This is a genomic window from Streptomyces sp. NBC_01384 (assembly GCF_045040035.1).
GTDB lineage: Bacteria > Actinomycetota > Actinomycetes > Streptomycetales > Streptomycetaceae > Streptomyces.
Map to the genome: position 1 here is coordinate 1,170,265 of NZ_CP109559.1, position 15,397 is coordinate 1,185,661.

The 15,397-nt window shown below is 69.9% G+C and carries 14 protein-coding genes; 12 read left to right on the forward strand and 2 right to left on the reverse strand.

Going from position 1 to position 15,397, the window contains the following annotated elements; genetic code table 11:
- The 4 genes from OG747_RS05065 to OG747_RS05080 all read left to right on the forward strand — a co-directional run bounded on the left by OG747_RS05065 (position 1) and on the right by OG747_RS05080 (position 3,894).
- Positions 1–240 (forward strand): DUF6213 family protein, encoded by a 240-nt coding sequence (locus OG747_RS05065; RefSeq protein ID WP_405878080.1) that lies wholly within the window; start codon positions 1–3, stop codon positions 238–240.
- An 840-nt stretch (positions 241–1,080) separates the two neighbouring features.
- Positions 1,081–2,145, forward strand: coding sequence for a type III polyketide synthase (locus OG747_RS05070; protein WP_405878081.1), 1,065 nt, complete (start codon positions 1,081–1,083; stop codon positions 2,143–2,145).
- A gap of 5 nt (positions 2,146–2,150) precedes the next feature.
- Positions 2,151–3,365 carry a cytochrome P450 gene (locus OG747_RS05075; RefSeq protein WP_405878082.1) on the forward strand — a complete coding sequence of 405 codons (1,215 nt, stop codon included), beginning with the start codon at positions 2,151–2,153 and terminating at the stop codon, positions 3,363–3,365.
- A gap of 7 nt (positions 3,366–3,372) precedes the next feature.
- Entirely contained in the window at positions 3,373–3,894 is a 522-nt protein-coding gene (locus OG747_RS05080; protein ID WP_405878083.1) for a cupin domain-containing protein, read from the forward strand.
- Positions 3,895–4,019: 125 nt separating this feature from the next.
- Here the strand turns inward: OG747_RS05080 and OG747_RS05085 are convergent, their stop codons facing one another.
- A complete protein-coding gene (locus tag OG747_RS05085; protein ID WP_405878084.1) occupies positions 4,020–5,249 on the reverse strand; it encodes an acyl-CoA dehydrogenase family protein in 1,230 nt (409 codons plus the stop codon).
- A gap of 169 nt (positions 5,250–5,418) precedes the next feature.
- On the opposite strand from OG747_RS05085, the gene OG747_RS05090 reads away from it, so the two are divergent.
- Positions 5,419–6,063, forward strand: coding sequence for a TetR family transcriptional regulator (locus OG747_RS05090; protein ID WP_405878085.1), 645 nt, complete (start codon positions 5,419–5,421; stop codon positions 6,061–6,063).
- A gap of 165 nt (positions 6,064–6,228) precedes the next feature.
- Here OG747_RS05090 and def read toward each other — a convergent pair whose 3' ends face one another.
- Positions 6,229–6,768 (reverse strand): peptide deformylase, encoded by a 540-nt coding sequence (def, locus tag OG747_RS05095; RefSeq protein ID WP_405878086.1) that lies wholly within the window; start codon positions 6,766–6,768, stop codon positions 6,229–6,231.
- 154 nt (positions 6,769–6,922) lie between these two features.
- On the opposite strand from def, the gene OG747_RS05100 reads away from it, so the two are divergent.
- The 7 genes from OG747_RS05100 (at position 6,923) to OG747_RS05130 (ending at position 15,367) form a co-directional block, all read left to right on the forward strand.
- A complete protein-coding gene (locus tag OG747_RS05100; RefSeq protein WP_405878087.1) occupies positions 6,923–8,161 on the forward strand; it encodes a MurT ligase domain-containing protein in 1,239 nt (412 codons plus the stop codon).
- A 22-nt stretch (positions 8,162–8,183) separates the two neighbouring features.
- Positions 8,184–8,912: a type 1 glutamine amidotransferase gene (locus OG747_RS05105; RefSeq protein ID WP_405878088.1), complete on the forward strand. Its 729-nt coding sequence runs from the start codon at positions 8,184–8,186 to the stop codon at positions 8,910–8,912.
- A gap of 258 nt (positions 8,913–9,170) precedes the next feature.
- Positions 9,171–10,196: a 6-phosphofructokinase gene (locus OG747_RS05110; protein ID WP_405878089.1), complete on the forward strand. Its 1,026-nt coding sequence runs from the start codon at positions 9,171–9,173 to the stop codon at positions 10,194–10,196.
- A 160-nt stretch (positions 10,197–10,356) separates the two neighbouring features.
- Entirely contained in the window at positions 10,357–11,310 is a 954-nt protein-coding gene (locus OG747_RS05115; protein ID WP_405878090.1) for a cytochrome c oxidase assembly protein, read from the forward strand.
- A gap of 212 nt (positions 11,311–11,522) precedes the next feature.
- Positions 11,523–12,965, forward strand: coding sequence for a DUF6777 domain-containing protein (locus tag OG747_RS05120; RefSeq protein ID WP_405878091.1), 1,443 nt, complete (start codon positions 11,523–11,525; stop codon positions 12,963–12,965).
- 39 nt (positions 12,966–13,004) lie between these two features.
- The gene (locus OG747_RS05125) at positions 13,005–15,113 is read left to right on the forward strand and encodes a serine/threonine-protein kinase (protein WP_405878092.1); all 2,109 of its coding nucleotides are present in this window, start codon (positions 13,005–13,007) and stop codon (positions 15,111–15,113) included.
- A 95-nt stretch (positions 15,114–15,208) separates the two neighbouring features.
- Entirely contained in the window at positions 15,209–15,367 is a 159-nt protein-coding gene (locus tag OG747_RS05130; protein WP_405878093.1) for a hypothetical protein, read from the forward strand.
- Positions 15,368–15,397 lie beyond the last annotated feature (30 nt).

Here is a 15,397-nt window from a genome sequence, read left to right on the forward strand (position 1 = left end):
GTGAACCGCGAAGTGACCCTGCCTCTGATCGTCGACGACCGAGGCACGTTGCAGGTGGCGGCCGCCGAGGTCAGCAAGCTGCTGCGCACGGTGGGCGGCCGGTGGCTGCATCTGGTGGAGGCCGGCCAGGACGGGCTCGACGAGGACACGGTGGCGACGCTGACCATCGAACTCGCCAAGCTCGCCGACCGCATCGACGTGGCCTGCATCGCGCACAGCAGTGGGGCGTCCACCGACTAGGGCCGGTCCCCCATCAGTCCGACCGCCCCTGGTCGGTCGTCGAGTTCCGAGTGCGGCTGCCGGCACTTCGCCTCTTGACGCCCTCGCCCTCTCCCTTGCGGGAGCTGGTCTTACAGGTGCCTCCACAGGCGTCACCTACCGCCGGCCCGGCGGTAGGCCCGACACCTCCATTGTCGGACAAGCCGACGTCAGCAGCGACACCACCCCTCACCGGGCCACCGGGCCACCGGGCCACCGGGCCAGGATGCCCCGCCTCTCCCCACCGAAGGCTTGAGCGCCGAACAACCGTTCGACAGTCCGCCGGCAGCGGCTCGTACGCCGCCGCTCGTGGCTCGTGCACCCCGTAGGCCGCGGCCTACGCACCCAGCCGGTCCGGGCCAGGGCCTCACCCTCCGCGAGCATGGCGAAGAAGGCGGCGCTCTCCGGCGCGATGTCCGGCCGCTCGGCCAGATGCAGGTACGCGCGGCGGTCCGCGGCGATCACATGGCGCTGTTCGAGGGCAAGGGCGGCGAGCGTGGAGCGCTGTGCCGCGCCCCGGGCGATCAGGGGCAGCAGCCGGCCCGCACGGAGGTCCGGGGCGAGCTTCCCGATAGTGCGTTCCCGCAGCTCCCAGGCCGTCTACGTCATTGCGTACTCCTTCGGTTCGGCTGCCCCGGGGCCCCTTCCCCGAGGGTCCCGCGCCCTCACCGGATTCGCCGGAATGGAGTAGCCCGACGAGATATCCCCACGCTTCCGGGTGATCGTGGGTGGACCACCCCCGAGGGTGAACCACTCCTGTGGGTGAACCACCCTTCCGCCGGGGGACGAGAGTTCCCCGGAAGGCGAAAGAAGGCGCGCGTCATGGCGACTTTGTGCAGACCTTCGGTCTCCGTGCCGGAATACGTGATCACGATGGAGGAGACGCTGGAGCTGGCTCGCTCCCGTCACGAGGACCACCCCCAGCTGCCGTTGGCACTCCGACTGATCGAGAACACCGGCGTCCAAACCCGGCACATCGTGCAGCCCATCGCAGAGACGCTGAAGCACCCGGGCTTCGAGGAACGCAACAAGGTCTACGAAAGTGAGGCCAAGGCCCGCGTCCCCGCCGTCGTACAGCGTGCGCTGGACGACGCCGGGCTGCTCACCACCGACATCGACGTGATCATCTACGTGTCGTGCACCGGGTTCATGATGCCCTCGCTCACGGCCTGGCTGATCAACTCGATGGACTTCAACAGCGACACCCGGCAGATACCCATAGCCCAGCTGGGCTGTGCGGCCGGCGGCGCCGCGATCAACCGGGCGCACGACTTCTGCTCCGCCTACCCGGACGCCAACGCACTCATCGTGGCCTGCGAGTTCTGCTCGCTCTGCTACCAGCCGACCGACCTCGGCGTCGGCTCGCTGCTCTGCAACGGTCTGTTCGGGGACGGCATCGCCGCCGCCGTCGTCCGCGGAAAGGGCGGCACGGGCATCAAGCTGGAACGCAACGGCTCGTACCTGATCCCCAAGACCGAAGAGTGGATCATGTACGACGTCCGGGCCACCGGCTTCCACTTCCTGCTGGACAAGCGGGTGCCGGCCACGATGGAACCGCTCGCCCCGGCGCTCCAGGCGCTGGCGAAGCAGCACGGCTGGAACGCCTCCGAGCTGGACTTCTACATCATCCACGCGGGCGGCCCGAGGATCCTCGACGACCTCAGCAAGTTCCTCCAGGTCCCGCCGGAGGCCTTCCGGTTCAGCCGGGCCACCCTCACCGAGTACGGCAACATCGCCAGCGCCGTCGTCCTGGACGCCGCTCGCCGGCTGTTCGACGAGGGCGGCGCCGAGCAGTCCGCGCGCGGACTGCTCGCGGGCTTCGGCCCCGGCATCACCGCGGAAATGGCGCTGGGCCGCTGGCAGAACAAGAACGAGGGGAAGGTGTGACCGCGATGACGCAGAAGACGATCGCCGGGCCCATGCCACCCGTCCGGCACTGGCCGGCCCTCGACCTGAAGGGCGTGGACTTCGACCCGGTCCTGACCGAGCTGATGCGCGAGGGCCCGGTCACCCGGATCCAACTGTCCAACGGCGAGGGCTGGGCGTGGCTGGTGACCCGCCACGACGATGTGCGCATGGTCACCAACGACCCCCGGTTCGGCCGTGAGGCGGTCATGGACCAGCGGGTCACCCGGCTCGCCCCGCACTTCATCCCGGCCCGCGGCGCGGTCGGCTTCCTGGACCCACCCAACCACACCCGGCTGCGCCGCTCGGTGGCCGCCGCCTTCACGGCACGCGGCGTGGAGCGGGTCCGCGAGAAGTCCCGCCGCATGCTGGACGAACTCGTCGACGAGCTGATCCAGGACGGTCCGCCCACCGACCTCACCGAGACGGTCCTCAGCCCCTTCCCGATCGCGGTGATCTGCGAGCTGATGGGCGTCCCGGCCGTCGACCGGCAGGGCATGCACACCTGGACACAGCTCATCCTGTCCTCCTCGCGCGGCGCCGAGGTCAGCGAGAAGGCCAAGGACGAGATGGGCGCGTACTTCAGGAAACTCATCGGCGCCCGCAACGGCAGCACCGACGAGGACGTCACCTCGCTGCTGGGCGCCGCCGTGAGCCGGGACGAGATCGTACTGGAGGAGGCCGTCGGCCTCGCCGTGCTCCTCCAGATCGGCGGCGAGGCGGTCACGAACAACAGCGGGCAGATGTTCTACCTGCTCATGACCCGCCCCGACCTGGCCGAACGGCTGCGGTCCGACCCGGAGATCCGCCCCCAGGCCGTCGACGAGCTGCTGCGCTACATCCCGCACCGCAGCGCGGTCGGCCTGTCGCGGATCGCGCTGCAGGACGTGGACATCAGAGGCGTACGGATCCGCGCGGGCGACCCGGTCTACGTGTCGTACCTCGCCGCCAACCGTGACCCGGACGTCTTCCCCGACCCGGAACGGATCGACTTCTCCCGCTGCCCCAATCCGCATGTGGCGTTCGGCTTCGGCCCGCACTACTGCCCGGGCGGGATGCTGGCCAGGCTGGAGTCGGAGCTCCTGGTCGACGTGCTCCTGAACCGCATGCCCGGCCTGCGGCTCGCCGTACCGCCGGACCAAGTCCCCTTCAGGAAGGGCGCGTTGATCCGCGGCCCCGAGGCCCTTCCCGTGACGTGGTGAACGACCGATGACCACGACCGAAGGGCTCCTCGTGCCACCGGGTCACGGCCGGGTCGTGGAGACACCCGCCCAGCACGTGACGTTCAAGGTGACCGGCACGCACTCGCGCACGACGTCCACCTTCGAGGTGCTGGTACCGCCCGGCTTCGACGTGGGCGCCCATGTGCACGCGCGCAGCGAGGAGCTGTTCTATGTGCTCGAAGGCGAACTGGACGTGCTCGCCTTCGAGCCCCGGATCCGTACTCCCGACAACTGGCAGAAGTGGGAGTCGAGTTCGGGCAGCCGGGCGGTACGGGCGACACCGGGCACGGTCATCGCCGTACCCCCGGGCTGCCCGCACGCCTTCTCCAACCCGACGGAGACACCGGCAAAGATGTTCTTCCAGGCCTCACCGCCCCCGGACCACGAGCGTTACTTCGAGGAGCTGCTGGAGATCTTGGGGGCAGGGGGCCCGCCGGACATCGCGGCGATCGAGGAACTGAGGGCGAGATACGACATCGAACAACTCACACCCCTGAAACACCGCTGAGCCGGAGTGTCCCTTCCAGGGGCGCGGGGCCCCGACATTGTGCGGCTCCACCGCGTGGGCGCGGCCAGCCCGATACGGCCCGCGCCCCGCATCCCACCGCACCGCACCGCACCGCACCCGCACCGCTACCGAATCGGCATCCCGGAGAGCGTCCGCGCAATCACCAGTCGCTGAATCTCGCTCGTACCCTCAAAAATGGTGTAAATGGCCGCATCCCGGTGCATCCGCTCCACCGGATACTCACGGGTGTATCCATTTCCGCCCAGGATCTGAATCGCCTGGCCGCTGACCTTCTTCGCCGTCTCACTCGCGAACAACTTGGACATAGAGCCCTCGGCCGCGGTGAACGGCTTCCCGCTGACGGCCATCCACGACGCACGCCACACCAGCAGACGCGCGGCATCGATCGACGTACGCATGTCGGCGAGCTGGAACGCGACACCCTGGTTGTCGATGATCGGCCGCCCGAACTGCTCGCGCGTCATCGCATAGTCGAGGGCAACCTCGTACGCGGCCCGGGCCGTGCCCACCGCCATGGCCCCGACGGCCGGACGCGACGCCTCGAACGTCGCCATCGCCGCGTTCTTCACCCGCTCACCGCCGCCCGCCTTCGCACGCTCCCGCGCACGGGCAAGGCGCTCGTCCAGCTTCTCCTTGCCGCCGAGCAGGCAGGAGCCGGGGATGCGGACGTTTTCGAGTACGACCTCGGCGGTGTGCGAGGCACGGATGCCGTGCTTCTTGAACTTCTGGCCCTGGGACAGGCCCGGCGTGTTCGGCGGCACGATGAAGGAGGCGTGGCCCTTGGAGCCCAGTTCGGCGTCGACGACCGCGACGACGACGTGGACGCCTGCGATGCCGCCGTTGGTCGCCCAGGTCTTGGTGCCGTTGAGGACCCATTCGTCCTTGGCCTCGTCGTAGACGGCACGCGTGCGCATGGAGGCGACGTCGGAGCCGGCGTCGGGCTCGGAGGAACAGAAGGCCGCGACCTTGACATCGCTCGCGTCACCGTACATCTGGGGAATCCAGGTGCCGATCTGCTCCTCGGTGCCGTTGGCGAGGACGCCCACGGCGGCGAGGCCGGTGCCGACGATCGACAGGGCGATGCCCGCGTCACCCCAGAACAGCTCCTCCATCGCCATCGGTATGCCGAGCCCGGTGGGGTCGAAGTACTGCTGGGCATAGAAGTCCAGGGAATAGATGCCGACCTTCGCGGCCTCCTGGATGACCGGCCAAGGAGTCTCTTCGCGCTCGTCCCATTCGGCGGCCGCGGGGCGGATCACATCGGCGGCGAATCCGTGGAGCCAGTCGCGGACCTCCTTCTGTTCGTCATTGAGCTCCATGGTGAACTCGGCCATGTCCCCTCCAGCACTGCACTAAAGTGTTACCTGCGGTAACTGGAGTCTGTTACTGACCAGTAGTGAAAGTCAACTCCCGCGTTTCGCTCGGTAGCCCGTTCGATACGCATTCGCCGATCAGTGTTAGTTTGCGCAGGCGTCACCGAATCACCACGGGTGGGGAGAGATCATGGACACCACACAGCGGACCGATCAGCAGAGGTCCGCCGACCGCCGACGGCGCGAGCTGCTGGAGGCCGCCGACAGAGTGGTGCTCCGCGACGGCCCCGGGGCCTCGATGAACGCCATCGCCGCCGAGGCGGGCATCACCAAGCCGATCCTCTACCGCCACTTCGGCGACAAGGGCGGACTCTACGCCGCGCTCGCCAAGCGGCACACGGACGCCCTCCTCGGAGCGCTGCGGGCCGCGCTGGACGCACCCGCCGAGCGCCGGGAGCGGGTCGAGGCGACGCTCGACACGTATCTCGCGGCCATCGAGGCGCATCCTCAGGTCTACCGATTCCTGATGCACCCCACGGAGGGCGGCTCGTCCGGCGACCAGGGCTTCGACGTGGGCAAGCACTCCGCGCCGTTGCTGCGCCGCATGGGCGAGGAACTGGCCGAGGTCATCGAGGAGCGGGTCGATCTCGGACCCGGAAGTCAGCAGCTGGCGCGGGTGTGGGGGCACGGGATCGTCGGCATGATGCATGCCGCCGGGGACTGGTGGCTGGGTGAGCGGCCGTGCTCCCGGGCCGAGTTGGTACGGAGCCTGGCCGACCTGCTGTGGGGTCGGCTGGCCGCGGCGGGGGATCGTGTCGGGGGTCCTGGGTTCTGAGGTCGCATGTCGGCTGCGGGCGGTCTGTGGCTGGTCGCGCCCACGCGGCAAAGCCGCATGGTGGCACAGCCCCGCGCCCCTTGCAGGGCGCTCAGGTCGGCGCCCCTTCAGGGGCGCGGGGAACTGCGCGCTCAGCCACGAACAACCCGCAGCCGACCGACAAGCTCAGCGCCCCCAAGACGCCCGCGCCGCCTGCCTCATCACCCGGCGGCGGCGCCACCCGCTCAGCCGGTCCACATAGACCCCGCCGTCGAGATGGTCGCACTCGTGCTGCAGGCACCGGGCGAACCAGCCGGTCCCATGCACGGTCACCGGCTCCCCGTCCACCGTGAAACCCTCGACGACGGCGTGGTCGTACCGCTCCGTGCCCGCTTCCAGGCCCGGCAGGGACAGGCAGCCCTCCGGGCCGCGCAGGACAACGCCGTCCGCCTCGACGAGACGCGGGTTCACCACGTGTCCCAGATGGCGGACCTCCTCGTCGTCCGGGCAGTCGTACACGAAGACCCGCAGCGGTACGCCGACCTGGTTCGCGGCGAGGCCGACGCCCTGGGCGGCGTACATCGTCGCGAACATGTCCTCGACGAGGCGGGCGAGTTCGGGACCGAAGTCCGTGACGTCTTCACACGGTGTGTGCAGAACGGGGTCGCCGAGCAGAGTCACCGGCCGGACGCGCCCTCGGGTGCCGGGGATGGAGCCGTGTCGCATGGCGGCAAGGGTACGGTCCTCATGGGCGCGCGAATGTCGCGCGGGCACCGTGGAGGTGCCGCGATTCGGGCACGTGAGTGGATCTCGATAGGCTGAGACCCACACGGTGCCGGGGGCAGAGGCGCGGCGCGTACGCAAGGAGGATCGAGAAACGATGTCAGGCAACTCGGACCCGCTGACGCCGCGGGCCAAGCTGGCCGTGACGGCGGGCAAGGCGGCGGCGGCCGTCTCGCGGGCCGCCGGACGCGGCAGCGGATCGGTGATCGGCGGCCGGGTGGCACTCAAGCTCGACCCCGACCTGCTGGCCCGGCTGGCCACACACCTGGACGTGATCCTGGTGTCGGCGACCAACGGCAAGACCACGACCACCCGGCTGATCGCGGAGGCGCTGCGCGCCGCGGGTCCGGTCGTGTCCAACGCGCTCGGCGCCAACATGCCGGCCGGTATCACCTCGGCGCTCGCCGGGGGTTCGGACGCGAAGTACGCGGTCATCGAGGTCGACGAGAAGTACCTCGCGGGTGTCGCCCGCGACACCGACCCGAAGTGCATCGCCCTGCTCAACCTCTCCCGCGACCAGCTCGACCGGGCCGCCGAGACCCGGATGATGGCCGAGCACTGGCGGGAGGGCCTGGCTGGTTCCAAGGCCGTCGTGGTCGCCAACGCCGACGACCCGCTCGTCGTGTGGGCCGCTTCCTCCTCGCCGAACGTCATGTGGGTGGCGGCCGGTCAGATGTGGAAGGACGACGCCTGGTCCTGCCCGTCCTGCGGCGGCGTGATGCAGCGCCCCGGCGACGACTGGTTCTGCGGCGACTGCGGCTTCCGCCGTCCGACGCCGACCTGGGCGCTGTCCGGGGACCACGTCCTCGACCCGCACGGCTCCGCGTGGCCGATCCACCTGCAGCTGCCGGGCCGGGCCAACAAGGCGAACGCCGCCTCGTCGGCCGCCGTCGCCGCGGTCTTCGGGGTGCCTCCGCAGGTCGCCCTGGAGCGCATGTACCAGGTGCAGGCGGTCGCCGGACGCTACGACGTGGTGCAGTTCATGCAGCGCGACCTGCGGCTGCTGCTCGCCAAGAACCCCGCGGGCTGGCTGGAGACGTTCTCCCTGATCGACCCTCCGCCGACCCCGGTCATCCTCTCCGTGAACGCGCGTGGCGCCGACGGCACCGACACCTCCTGGCTGTGGGACGTCGACTACACCCGCCTGACCGGGCACCCGATCTTCGTGCTCGGAGATCGCAAGCTCGACCTCGCGGTTCGTCTCGAGGTCGCCAACCAGTCCTTCCAGGTCTGCGAGAACCTCGACCAGGCGGTGCAGCTCGCGCCGCCCGGTCGCATCGAGGTCATCGCGAACTACACCGCTTTCCAGGATTTGAGGCGTCGTGTCGGCAACTGAGCAGCCACGGAGGACCAAGAGAATGAGCGACAACAGCCTGCGTCTGGTGTGGATCTACCCGGACCTGCTGAGCACCTACGGCGATCAGGGCAACGCCCTCGTCGTGGAGCGCCGGGCCCGCCAGCGCGGTCTCGATGTCGCCCGTCTCGACGTACGCAGCGACCAGCCGATCCCGACCTCCGGCGACATCTATCTGATCGGCGGCGGCGAGGACAGGCCACAGCGGCTCGCCGCGGAGCGGCTGCGCCGCGACGGCGGTCTGCACCGCGCGGTGGGCAACGGCGCGATCGTGTTCTCGGTCTGCGCCGGTTACCAGATCCTCGGCCACGAGTTCATCAACGACCTCGGGCAGCGCGAGCCCGGCCTCGGCCTGCTCGACGTGGTCTCGGTGCGCGGCGAGGGCGAGCGGTGCGTCGGCGACGTACTCGCGGACATCGACCCGCGCCTGGGCCTGCCGCAGCTGACCGGCTTCGAGAACCATCAGGGCGTCACCCATCTCGGCCCCACCGCGCGCCCGTTCGCGCAGGTGCGGCTCGGCAAGGGCAACGGCACGGGCGACGGCACCGAGGGCGCGTACAACGACACGGTCTTCGGCACGTACATGCACGGGCCCGTGCTCGCACGCAACCCGCAGATCGCGGACCTGCTGCTCAAGCTGGCGCTCGACGTGAACGCGCTGCCGCCGATCGACGACCGCTGGTACGAGGCCCTTCGCGGCGAGCGCATCACCGCGGCCCAGCAGCCCGCCTGAACACCCGCCGACGGGCCGCTCACCCCGCGCGGGACAGCCACAGGGCGCGCTTGAGGGATACCTCAGGCGCGCCCAAGGCGTTTTCGGCACGATGTGCACAGGGGCCCCGACTGACGGCCTGCCCGCTCACTTGTGCGGCCGAGTCCACCAGGCGGACGCCTGCTACGGCACCACCCCATCCCGCCGGTAGGGTGACCGGGATTCCAGCCGGACAGCGTGGTCCGGTCCCCGGCCCACGTTGAGAAGGTATTTCGGGCTATGCGCATTGGTGTCCTCACGTCCGGCGGCGACTGCCCCGGCCTGAACGCCGTCATCCGGTCCGTCGTGCACCGCGCCGTCGTCGACCACGGCGACGAGGTCATCGGCTTCCGTGACGGCTGGAAAGGGCTTCTGGAGTGCGACTACCTGAAGCTCGACCTCGACGCGGTGAGCGGCATCCTGGCTCGCGGCGGCACCATGCTCGGCTCCTCCCGGGTCCAGCCCGCGCATCTGCGTGACGGCGTGGAGCGGGCCAGGGGCCATGTCGAGGAGCTCGGCATCGACGTGATCATCCCGATCGGCGGCGAGGGCACGCTGAAGGCGGCCCGGCTGCTCTCGGACAGCGGCCTGCCGATCGTCGGCGTGCCGAAGACCATCGACAACGACATCGCCGTCACGGATGTGACCTTCGGCTTCGACACGGCCGTCGGCGTCGCGACCGAGGCCCTGGACCGGCTGAAGACCACCGCCGAGTCCCACCAGCGGGTGCTGATCGTGGAGGTCATGGGCCGCCACACCGGCTGGATCGCGCTGCACTCCGGAATGGCGGCGGGCGCGCACGCCATCGTCGTCCCCGAACGCCCCTTCGACATCGAGGAGTTGGCCGCGAAGGTCGGCGAGCGCTTCGAGGCGGGCAAGCGGTTCGCGATCGTCGTCGCCGCGGAGGGGGCGAAGCCTCGCCCGGGCACCATGAATTTCGACGAGGGCGGCAAGGACGTCTACGGCCACGAGCGGTTCGCGGGCATCGCCCGGCAGCTCTCCCTGGAGCTGGAGGAGCGCCTCGGCAAGGAGGCCCGGCCGGTGATCCTCGGGCACGTCCAGCGCGGGGGGACGCCCACGGCGTACGACCGGGTGCTGGCGACGAGGTTCGGCTGGCACGCGGTGGAGGCCGCGCATCGCGGCGACTTCGGGAAGATGACCGCGCTGCGGGGGACCGACATCGTCATGGTGTCGCTCGCGGAGGCAGTGGAGAACCTGAAGACGGTTCCTGAGGAGCGGTACGCCGAAGCGGAGTGCGTGCTTTAGGGGAGTCCGTTCGGCCGCGGGTTCGTCGTGGCTTGTCGCGCAGTTCCCCGCGCCCCTTTCAGGGGCGCTGATGCTGACCCCGGTCATAACAGTGGCCGGGGGCAGTTCTACTCTGGTTCGGACAGACAGCGCACAACCAGTACGAATCAGGAGCCGGCGGATGGATCACAGCGGGCACGGCATGACCATGGATCTGCCGCCGTTCACGCTGGGACGGGGGCTGGAGTGGTCCGCGGACCCGTTCTTCCTCGTCGCCTGCCTGGTGGGGCTCGGCCTGTACGGCTGGGGGGTCGTGCGGCTCGCGCGGCGCGGTGACAAGTGGTCGGTCGGCCGGACCATCGCCTTCGTGCTCGGCGTGCTGACCGTGATGCTGATGATGTGCACCAGGCTGAACGACTACGGCATGGTCATGTTCAGCGTGCACATGGTGCAGCACATGGTGATCAGCATGCTGTCGCCGATCCTGATCCTGCTCGGGGCGCCGATCACACTGGCCCTGCGCGCGCTGCCGGTGGCCGCCACGCGGGGCAACAGGGGGCCGCGTGAACTGCTGCTGATGTTCCTGCACAGCCGCTACATGCGCGTCATCACGCATCCGGCGTTCACGATCCCGCTGTTCATCGCGAGCCTGTACGCGCTGTACTTCTCCCCGATCTTCGACTTCCTGATGGGCTCCCGGACCGGGCACATCGCGATGATGTGCCACTTCCTCGCCGTGGGCCTGGTCTTCTTCTGGCCGATCATGGGCGTGGACCCCGGTCCGCACCGGCCGGGCTATCTGATGCGGATGCTGGAACTGTTCGCGGGCATGCCGTTCCACGCGTTCTTCGGCATCGCGCTGATGATGGCGTCCTCGCCGATGGTCGACACGTACAAGAACCCGCCCGCCTCGCTCGGTATCGACGCACTCGCCGACCAGAACGCCGCGGGCGGTATCGCCTGGGCGTTCAGCGAGATCCCCTCCGTCCTCGTGCTGATCGCGCTGCTCTTCCAGTGGTACGCCTCCGAGAAGCGGCAGGCCCGCCGCACGGACCGGGCCGCCGACCGCGACGGCGACAAGGAACTCGAGGCTTACAACGCCTATCTGGCCTCACTCAACGCACGCAGCCGCTGAATTAACTTTGCAATTCACCTTGCGTGAAAGGCTTTTCCATTCAGTAGCATGGGGGGGCAACGGGGGAAACCGCAGGGGGAGCGGTCATGTCAATTGGCGTATCCATGCAAAGGGCTGGGATTTCCGCCGCCCGAAGGCTCGCACTACTGCTGGTTTCGGTACTGATAGTCAGCGGGTGCAGCAAATCCGATCAGTTGTTCGTAGTGCGGGCCGTGGCGGCGGAGGTTTCCTCGGTCTCCCCCTTCTTCAAGGAGGACGGCCAACTCGGCACGGACATCCATCTACGCGAAGCCCGGCCGAGCGGTGGCGTACAGGCCAGCAACAGCCCGGGGCTGTACGGCGGCGCCCCGAACGGCAGCAACGGCAGCGGCTCGCCGGCACCCGGCACCGGCATCTTCGGCGGCTCGACACAACCCGGAACCTGCGCCGTGGCGAAGTTGAAGAAATTCCTCACCGACCGCAAGAACTCGGCGAAGGCCCAGGAATGGGCACGGGTGCTGGAGATAAGCACCGATCAGATACCGAGTTATATCGATCAACTCACACCCGTCGTACTGCGTCACGACACTCTCGTGACGAATCACGACTACAAGCACGGCAAGGCAGTTCCATACGCCGCCCTGCTCCAGGCCGGAATCGCGATTATGGTCGACAAGGACGGCCTGCCCGCGGTGAAGTGCTCCTGCGGCAATCCACTGCGCCCCTTCGAGGGAAAGGCCTCGAAGACCGACGTGCAGTTCAAGAACGGCAACAAGAAGTGGGCCGACTACCGGCAGGACCGCGTCGTGGTGGTCAAGCCGCCGCCCGGGGAGCACGAGATCCTCAAGCTCCAGCTCGTCGACGTCCACCACCCCGACCGTGGGATCGCCCGCCCGGTGGGGAGCGACGGCAACCAGGACACGTCGTTCAGCACACAGCAGAAACACGCCGTGCCGGCCGTCTCCGGCCTGACGTTCGCCGAGGCGATCCGGCGGCTGACCGACGCGGGGCTGGGAATGACGTACACCGGCGACGCCCTGCCTGCCGACGACGCCCGGGTGACCGCGTCCCAGCCTGCCGAGGGCAGCGAGGTCGCATGGGGCACGTCGGTGGTCCTGTCCGTACGGTCCGACAGCCCGTCCGACGCCGGCGGTGGCCAGGCGACGCCTTCGGATTCCGGCGGCACGAGTGCGGGTCCCGGGACGACTCCGCCAACTGCGCCACCTGCGACGACTCCGTCGACACCGTCCACCGGAACGTCCGGCGATTCGTCGGGCCCCTCGTCCAGCAATACGTCAACGGGCGGCACCTCGTCCTCCGACGGCGGCACCGGGTCGAGCACGCCTTCGCATACGTCTACGGAGCCGAGTACACCTACGGACACGAGCGGCGGAACGGACGGCGGTACGAGCTCATCAACCCCGTCGCACGCTTCTCCGACCAGCACCGACCTGATCACCCCCTCGGCCTCCGTCTCGACCGAGCCGCCGCCCAAGCCGAGCTCTACCAAGCCGACGACGGAGCCGAGCTCGACCAAACCCACCGTCAGCAGCGCGCCGCCGGCGAGTAGACCCGTGTCGAGCGACCCCGCCCCGGTCGACCCCGGCACAAGCGACTCCCCGCCCGGTGATCCCCCCGCGAGCGTCTCCGGTGGGCCCACCGAGAGCACGGCCTGACCCGTGTACGACGCCACGCAGAACCCGGGGAGCAACCGGATGGCAGCAGGAACAGCGCAGACGGGAGGAGTGGGCCGGATCATCGGCGGCCGGTATCTGCTCCTGAAACAGGTCGGCTCCGGCGGGATGGGCCACGTCTGGCTCGCCCACGACCAGCGGCTCGACTGCGACGTCGCACTCAAGGAGATCAGGTTCCGCAATGCCCCGGAGGGCGGCGAGGAGCACGAGTCGCGCATCGCGCGCGCCCGCGCCGAGGCCCGGCACGCCGCGGTGCTGCGCGGCCACCCGCACGTGGTGACCGTGCACGACGTCCTGGAGCACGAGGGACTGCCGTGGATCGTGATGGAGTACGTGGCGGGCGCGGAGGACCTGCGGGCCCGGCTCGCCCGGCGCGGCCCACTGGCCCCCGACGAGTGCGCCCGCATCGGCCTCGCGGTGCTCGACGCGCTGACCGCCGGGCACGAGCGCGGCATCATGCACCGGGACGTCAAACCCGCCAACATCCTGCTCGCCCCGGACCGCACGGGCGCCCCGGGCTCCCGCATCCTGCTCACCGACTACGGCGTCTCGGTCCAGCCGGACTCCCCCGAGACCCGCTGGACCCGGACGTCCGTCGTGGTCGGCACGGCCGGCTATCTGGCACCGGAGCGGGCCCAGGGCGGGCAGCCGACCCCGGCGGCCGACCTGTTCTCACTGGGCTGCACCCTGTATTTCGGTGTGGAGGGCCGCGGTCCCTTCGACCGCGACAGCCATATCGGGGCGCTCGCCGCGGTGGTCGCGGAGGAGGCGCCGCCCTCCCTGCGGGCCGGCGCACTGGGGCCGATCATCGAAGCGCTGCTGGTCAAGGACCCCGGTCGGCGGGTCTCCGCGGAGGAGACGGCGGCGGCGCTGGCCCGGATCATCCTGCCCGAGCTCCATCCGCCGACCCAGGTCGACACCGGCTCGCAACCGCCGTGGGCGGGGCTCGTCACCTCGGACGGGCCCGGGGGTCCGGCGCCCCCGGGCCGGAGCACCGGCGGCCAGGCCCAGGACCACGGCTACGCGGCACCAGCACCACATCAGAGCCTGTCCGCCGCCCAGGACCAGGGTCTGGCCGCCCCCGCACGGGACCAGGGCTTCGCCGCGCCGGGCTCGTACACCCCCGCGGCGCACGCCTCGCACGCGCCCGCGCCCGCGCCCCAGGCGGTGTATACGCCTACGGCGCAGGCCCCCGGCGCCCCGGCCACGTACGCCCCCCGGCCGGCACCGGGCTTCGGTCCGCCACCGGGATTCGGGCCGCCGTGGTACGGAGGGCCGGCCACGCCCGCCCGGGGTCCCGGCAGGCGGCGCCGCAAGCGCCCGCTCCTGCTCCAAGCCGCCGCGGCGCTGCTCCTCGCGCTGGCGCTGACCGCAGGCGGGGTCTGGTACGCGATGGCACGCAAGACCGTACCGCCGTACGGCGCCATGGTCGGGCTCTCCGCACCGCTCAAGAAGGGCGACTGCGTGATCAGCGACCCGTCTCCCGCACCCGCGACAGGCACCCCGCGTCTGCAGCTGGATCCGAGCTGCGGAGCCCTGCGCCCGGACGGGCAGGTGATGGAGCTGTACAAGGCCCGCTCCTTCGAGGACGCGAGCAGCGACGGGGCGGACCAGTGCGCGGAGCGGACGAAGGACATCGCGGGCAAACTCGCGTGGCATGTGCAGAGCCTGGCCGTGGTGCCCATTCGTGAGGGCTTCGAAGCGACCGGCGGCACCGTGGCCTGCCTGCTGGTCGGGAAGCACGGGCCGGTGTACGGCAGGCTCGGGGCCCTGCGCCCGTACGGGATGACGTTCGCGGACGCGGCCCAGATACAGCTGGGCGACTGCCTCGGCCATGCCGACGGGGACGGGCGCGCCTACACCCACTACGAGCTCGTCGCCTGCGACCGGCGCCACGGGGGGAAGGTCATGCGGATCACGCACCTCACCAGCCTCGCGCCCCGCAAGGACGCCGATGCCGCGGCGGACGCCCAGTGCAAGGCCGACGCACCGCCGGAGGCCTTCGGCTACGACTCCGGCAACTATCTGAGTCACGGCTTGCGCAGCAAAGGGCTGTGGGAGAAGGGGTACTACCTGGTGGTCTGCAGCATCGAGCACATGGACAAGACGCTCATGAACGGGGGCGAGTAGCCCTCCCGACCCTGGCGAACCGCGTCCTGTCGGGTGAAAATGGGCGCAGGTCACGGCCCGCGTCGCGGACCCCGCCGGGAGAAGGGTGTGCTGCGATGCCCGGTTCGACGAAGACGATGGGGGTGCTCACCGTCGGTGGGCTCATCGCGGTGACGGCCTATACGGTGGCGCTCGGCAGCAACGGCTGGCTGTGGTTCGGCTGGGTGGTGCTCGTCCTGCTCACGATCGGAATGGTGGCCTCGCACGGCACCTGACCCGCACCGCACTCGCTCACTGGATTTTCA

Excerpts from the sequence above, each read along its gene's own strand:
- OG747_RS05070 (WP_405878081.1), top strand. The coding sequence starts at position 1,081 with ATGGCGACTTTGTGCAGACCTTCGGTCTCCGTGCCGGAATACGTGATC.
- OG747_RS05075 (WP_405878082.1), top strand. The coding sequence starts at position 2,151 with ATGACGCAGAAGACGATCGCCGGGCCCATGCCACCCGTCCGGCACTGG.
- OG747_RS05080 (WP_405878083.1), top strand. The coding sequence starts at position 3,373 with ATGACCACGACCGAAGGGCTCCTCGTGCCACCGGGTCACGGCCGGGTC.
- OG747_RS05085 (WP_405878084.1), bottom strand. The coding sequence starts at position 5,249 with ATGGCCGAGTTCACCATGGAGCTCAATGACGAACAGAAGGAGGTCCGC.
- OG747_RS05090 (WP_405878085.1), top strand. The coding sequence starts at position 5,419 with ATGGACACCACACAGCGGACCGATCAGCAGAGGTCCGCCGACCGCCGA.
- def (WP_405878086.1), bottom strand. The coding sequence starts at position 6,768 with ATGCGACACGGCTCCATCCCCGGCACCCGAGGGCGCGTCCGGCCGGTG.
- OG747_RS05100 (WP_405878087.1), top strand. The coding sequence starts at position 6,923 with ATGTCAGGCAACTCGGACCCGCTGACGCCGCGGGCCAAGCTGGCCGTG.
- OG747_RS05105 (WP_405878088.1), top strand. The coding sequence starts at position 8,184 with ATGAGCGACAACAGCCTGCGTCTGGTGTGGATCTACCCGGACCTGCTG.
- OG747_RS05110 (WP_405878089.1), top strand. The coding sequence starts at position 9,171 with ATGCGCATTGGTGTCCTCACGTCCGGCGGCGACTGCCCCGGCCTGAAC.
- OG747_RS05115 (WP_405878090.1), top strand. The coding sequence starts at position 10,357 with ATGGATCACAGCGGGCACGGCATGACCATGGATCTGCCGCCGTTCACG.
- OG747_RS05125 (WP_405878092.1), top strand. The coding sequence starts at position 13,005 with ATGGCAGCAGGAACAGCGCAGACGGGAGGAGTGGGCCGGATCATCGGC.
- OG747_RS05130 (WP_405878093.1), top strand. The coding sequence starts at position 15,209 with ATGCCCGGTTCGACGAAGACGATGGGGGTGCTCACCGTCGGTGGGCTC.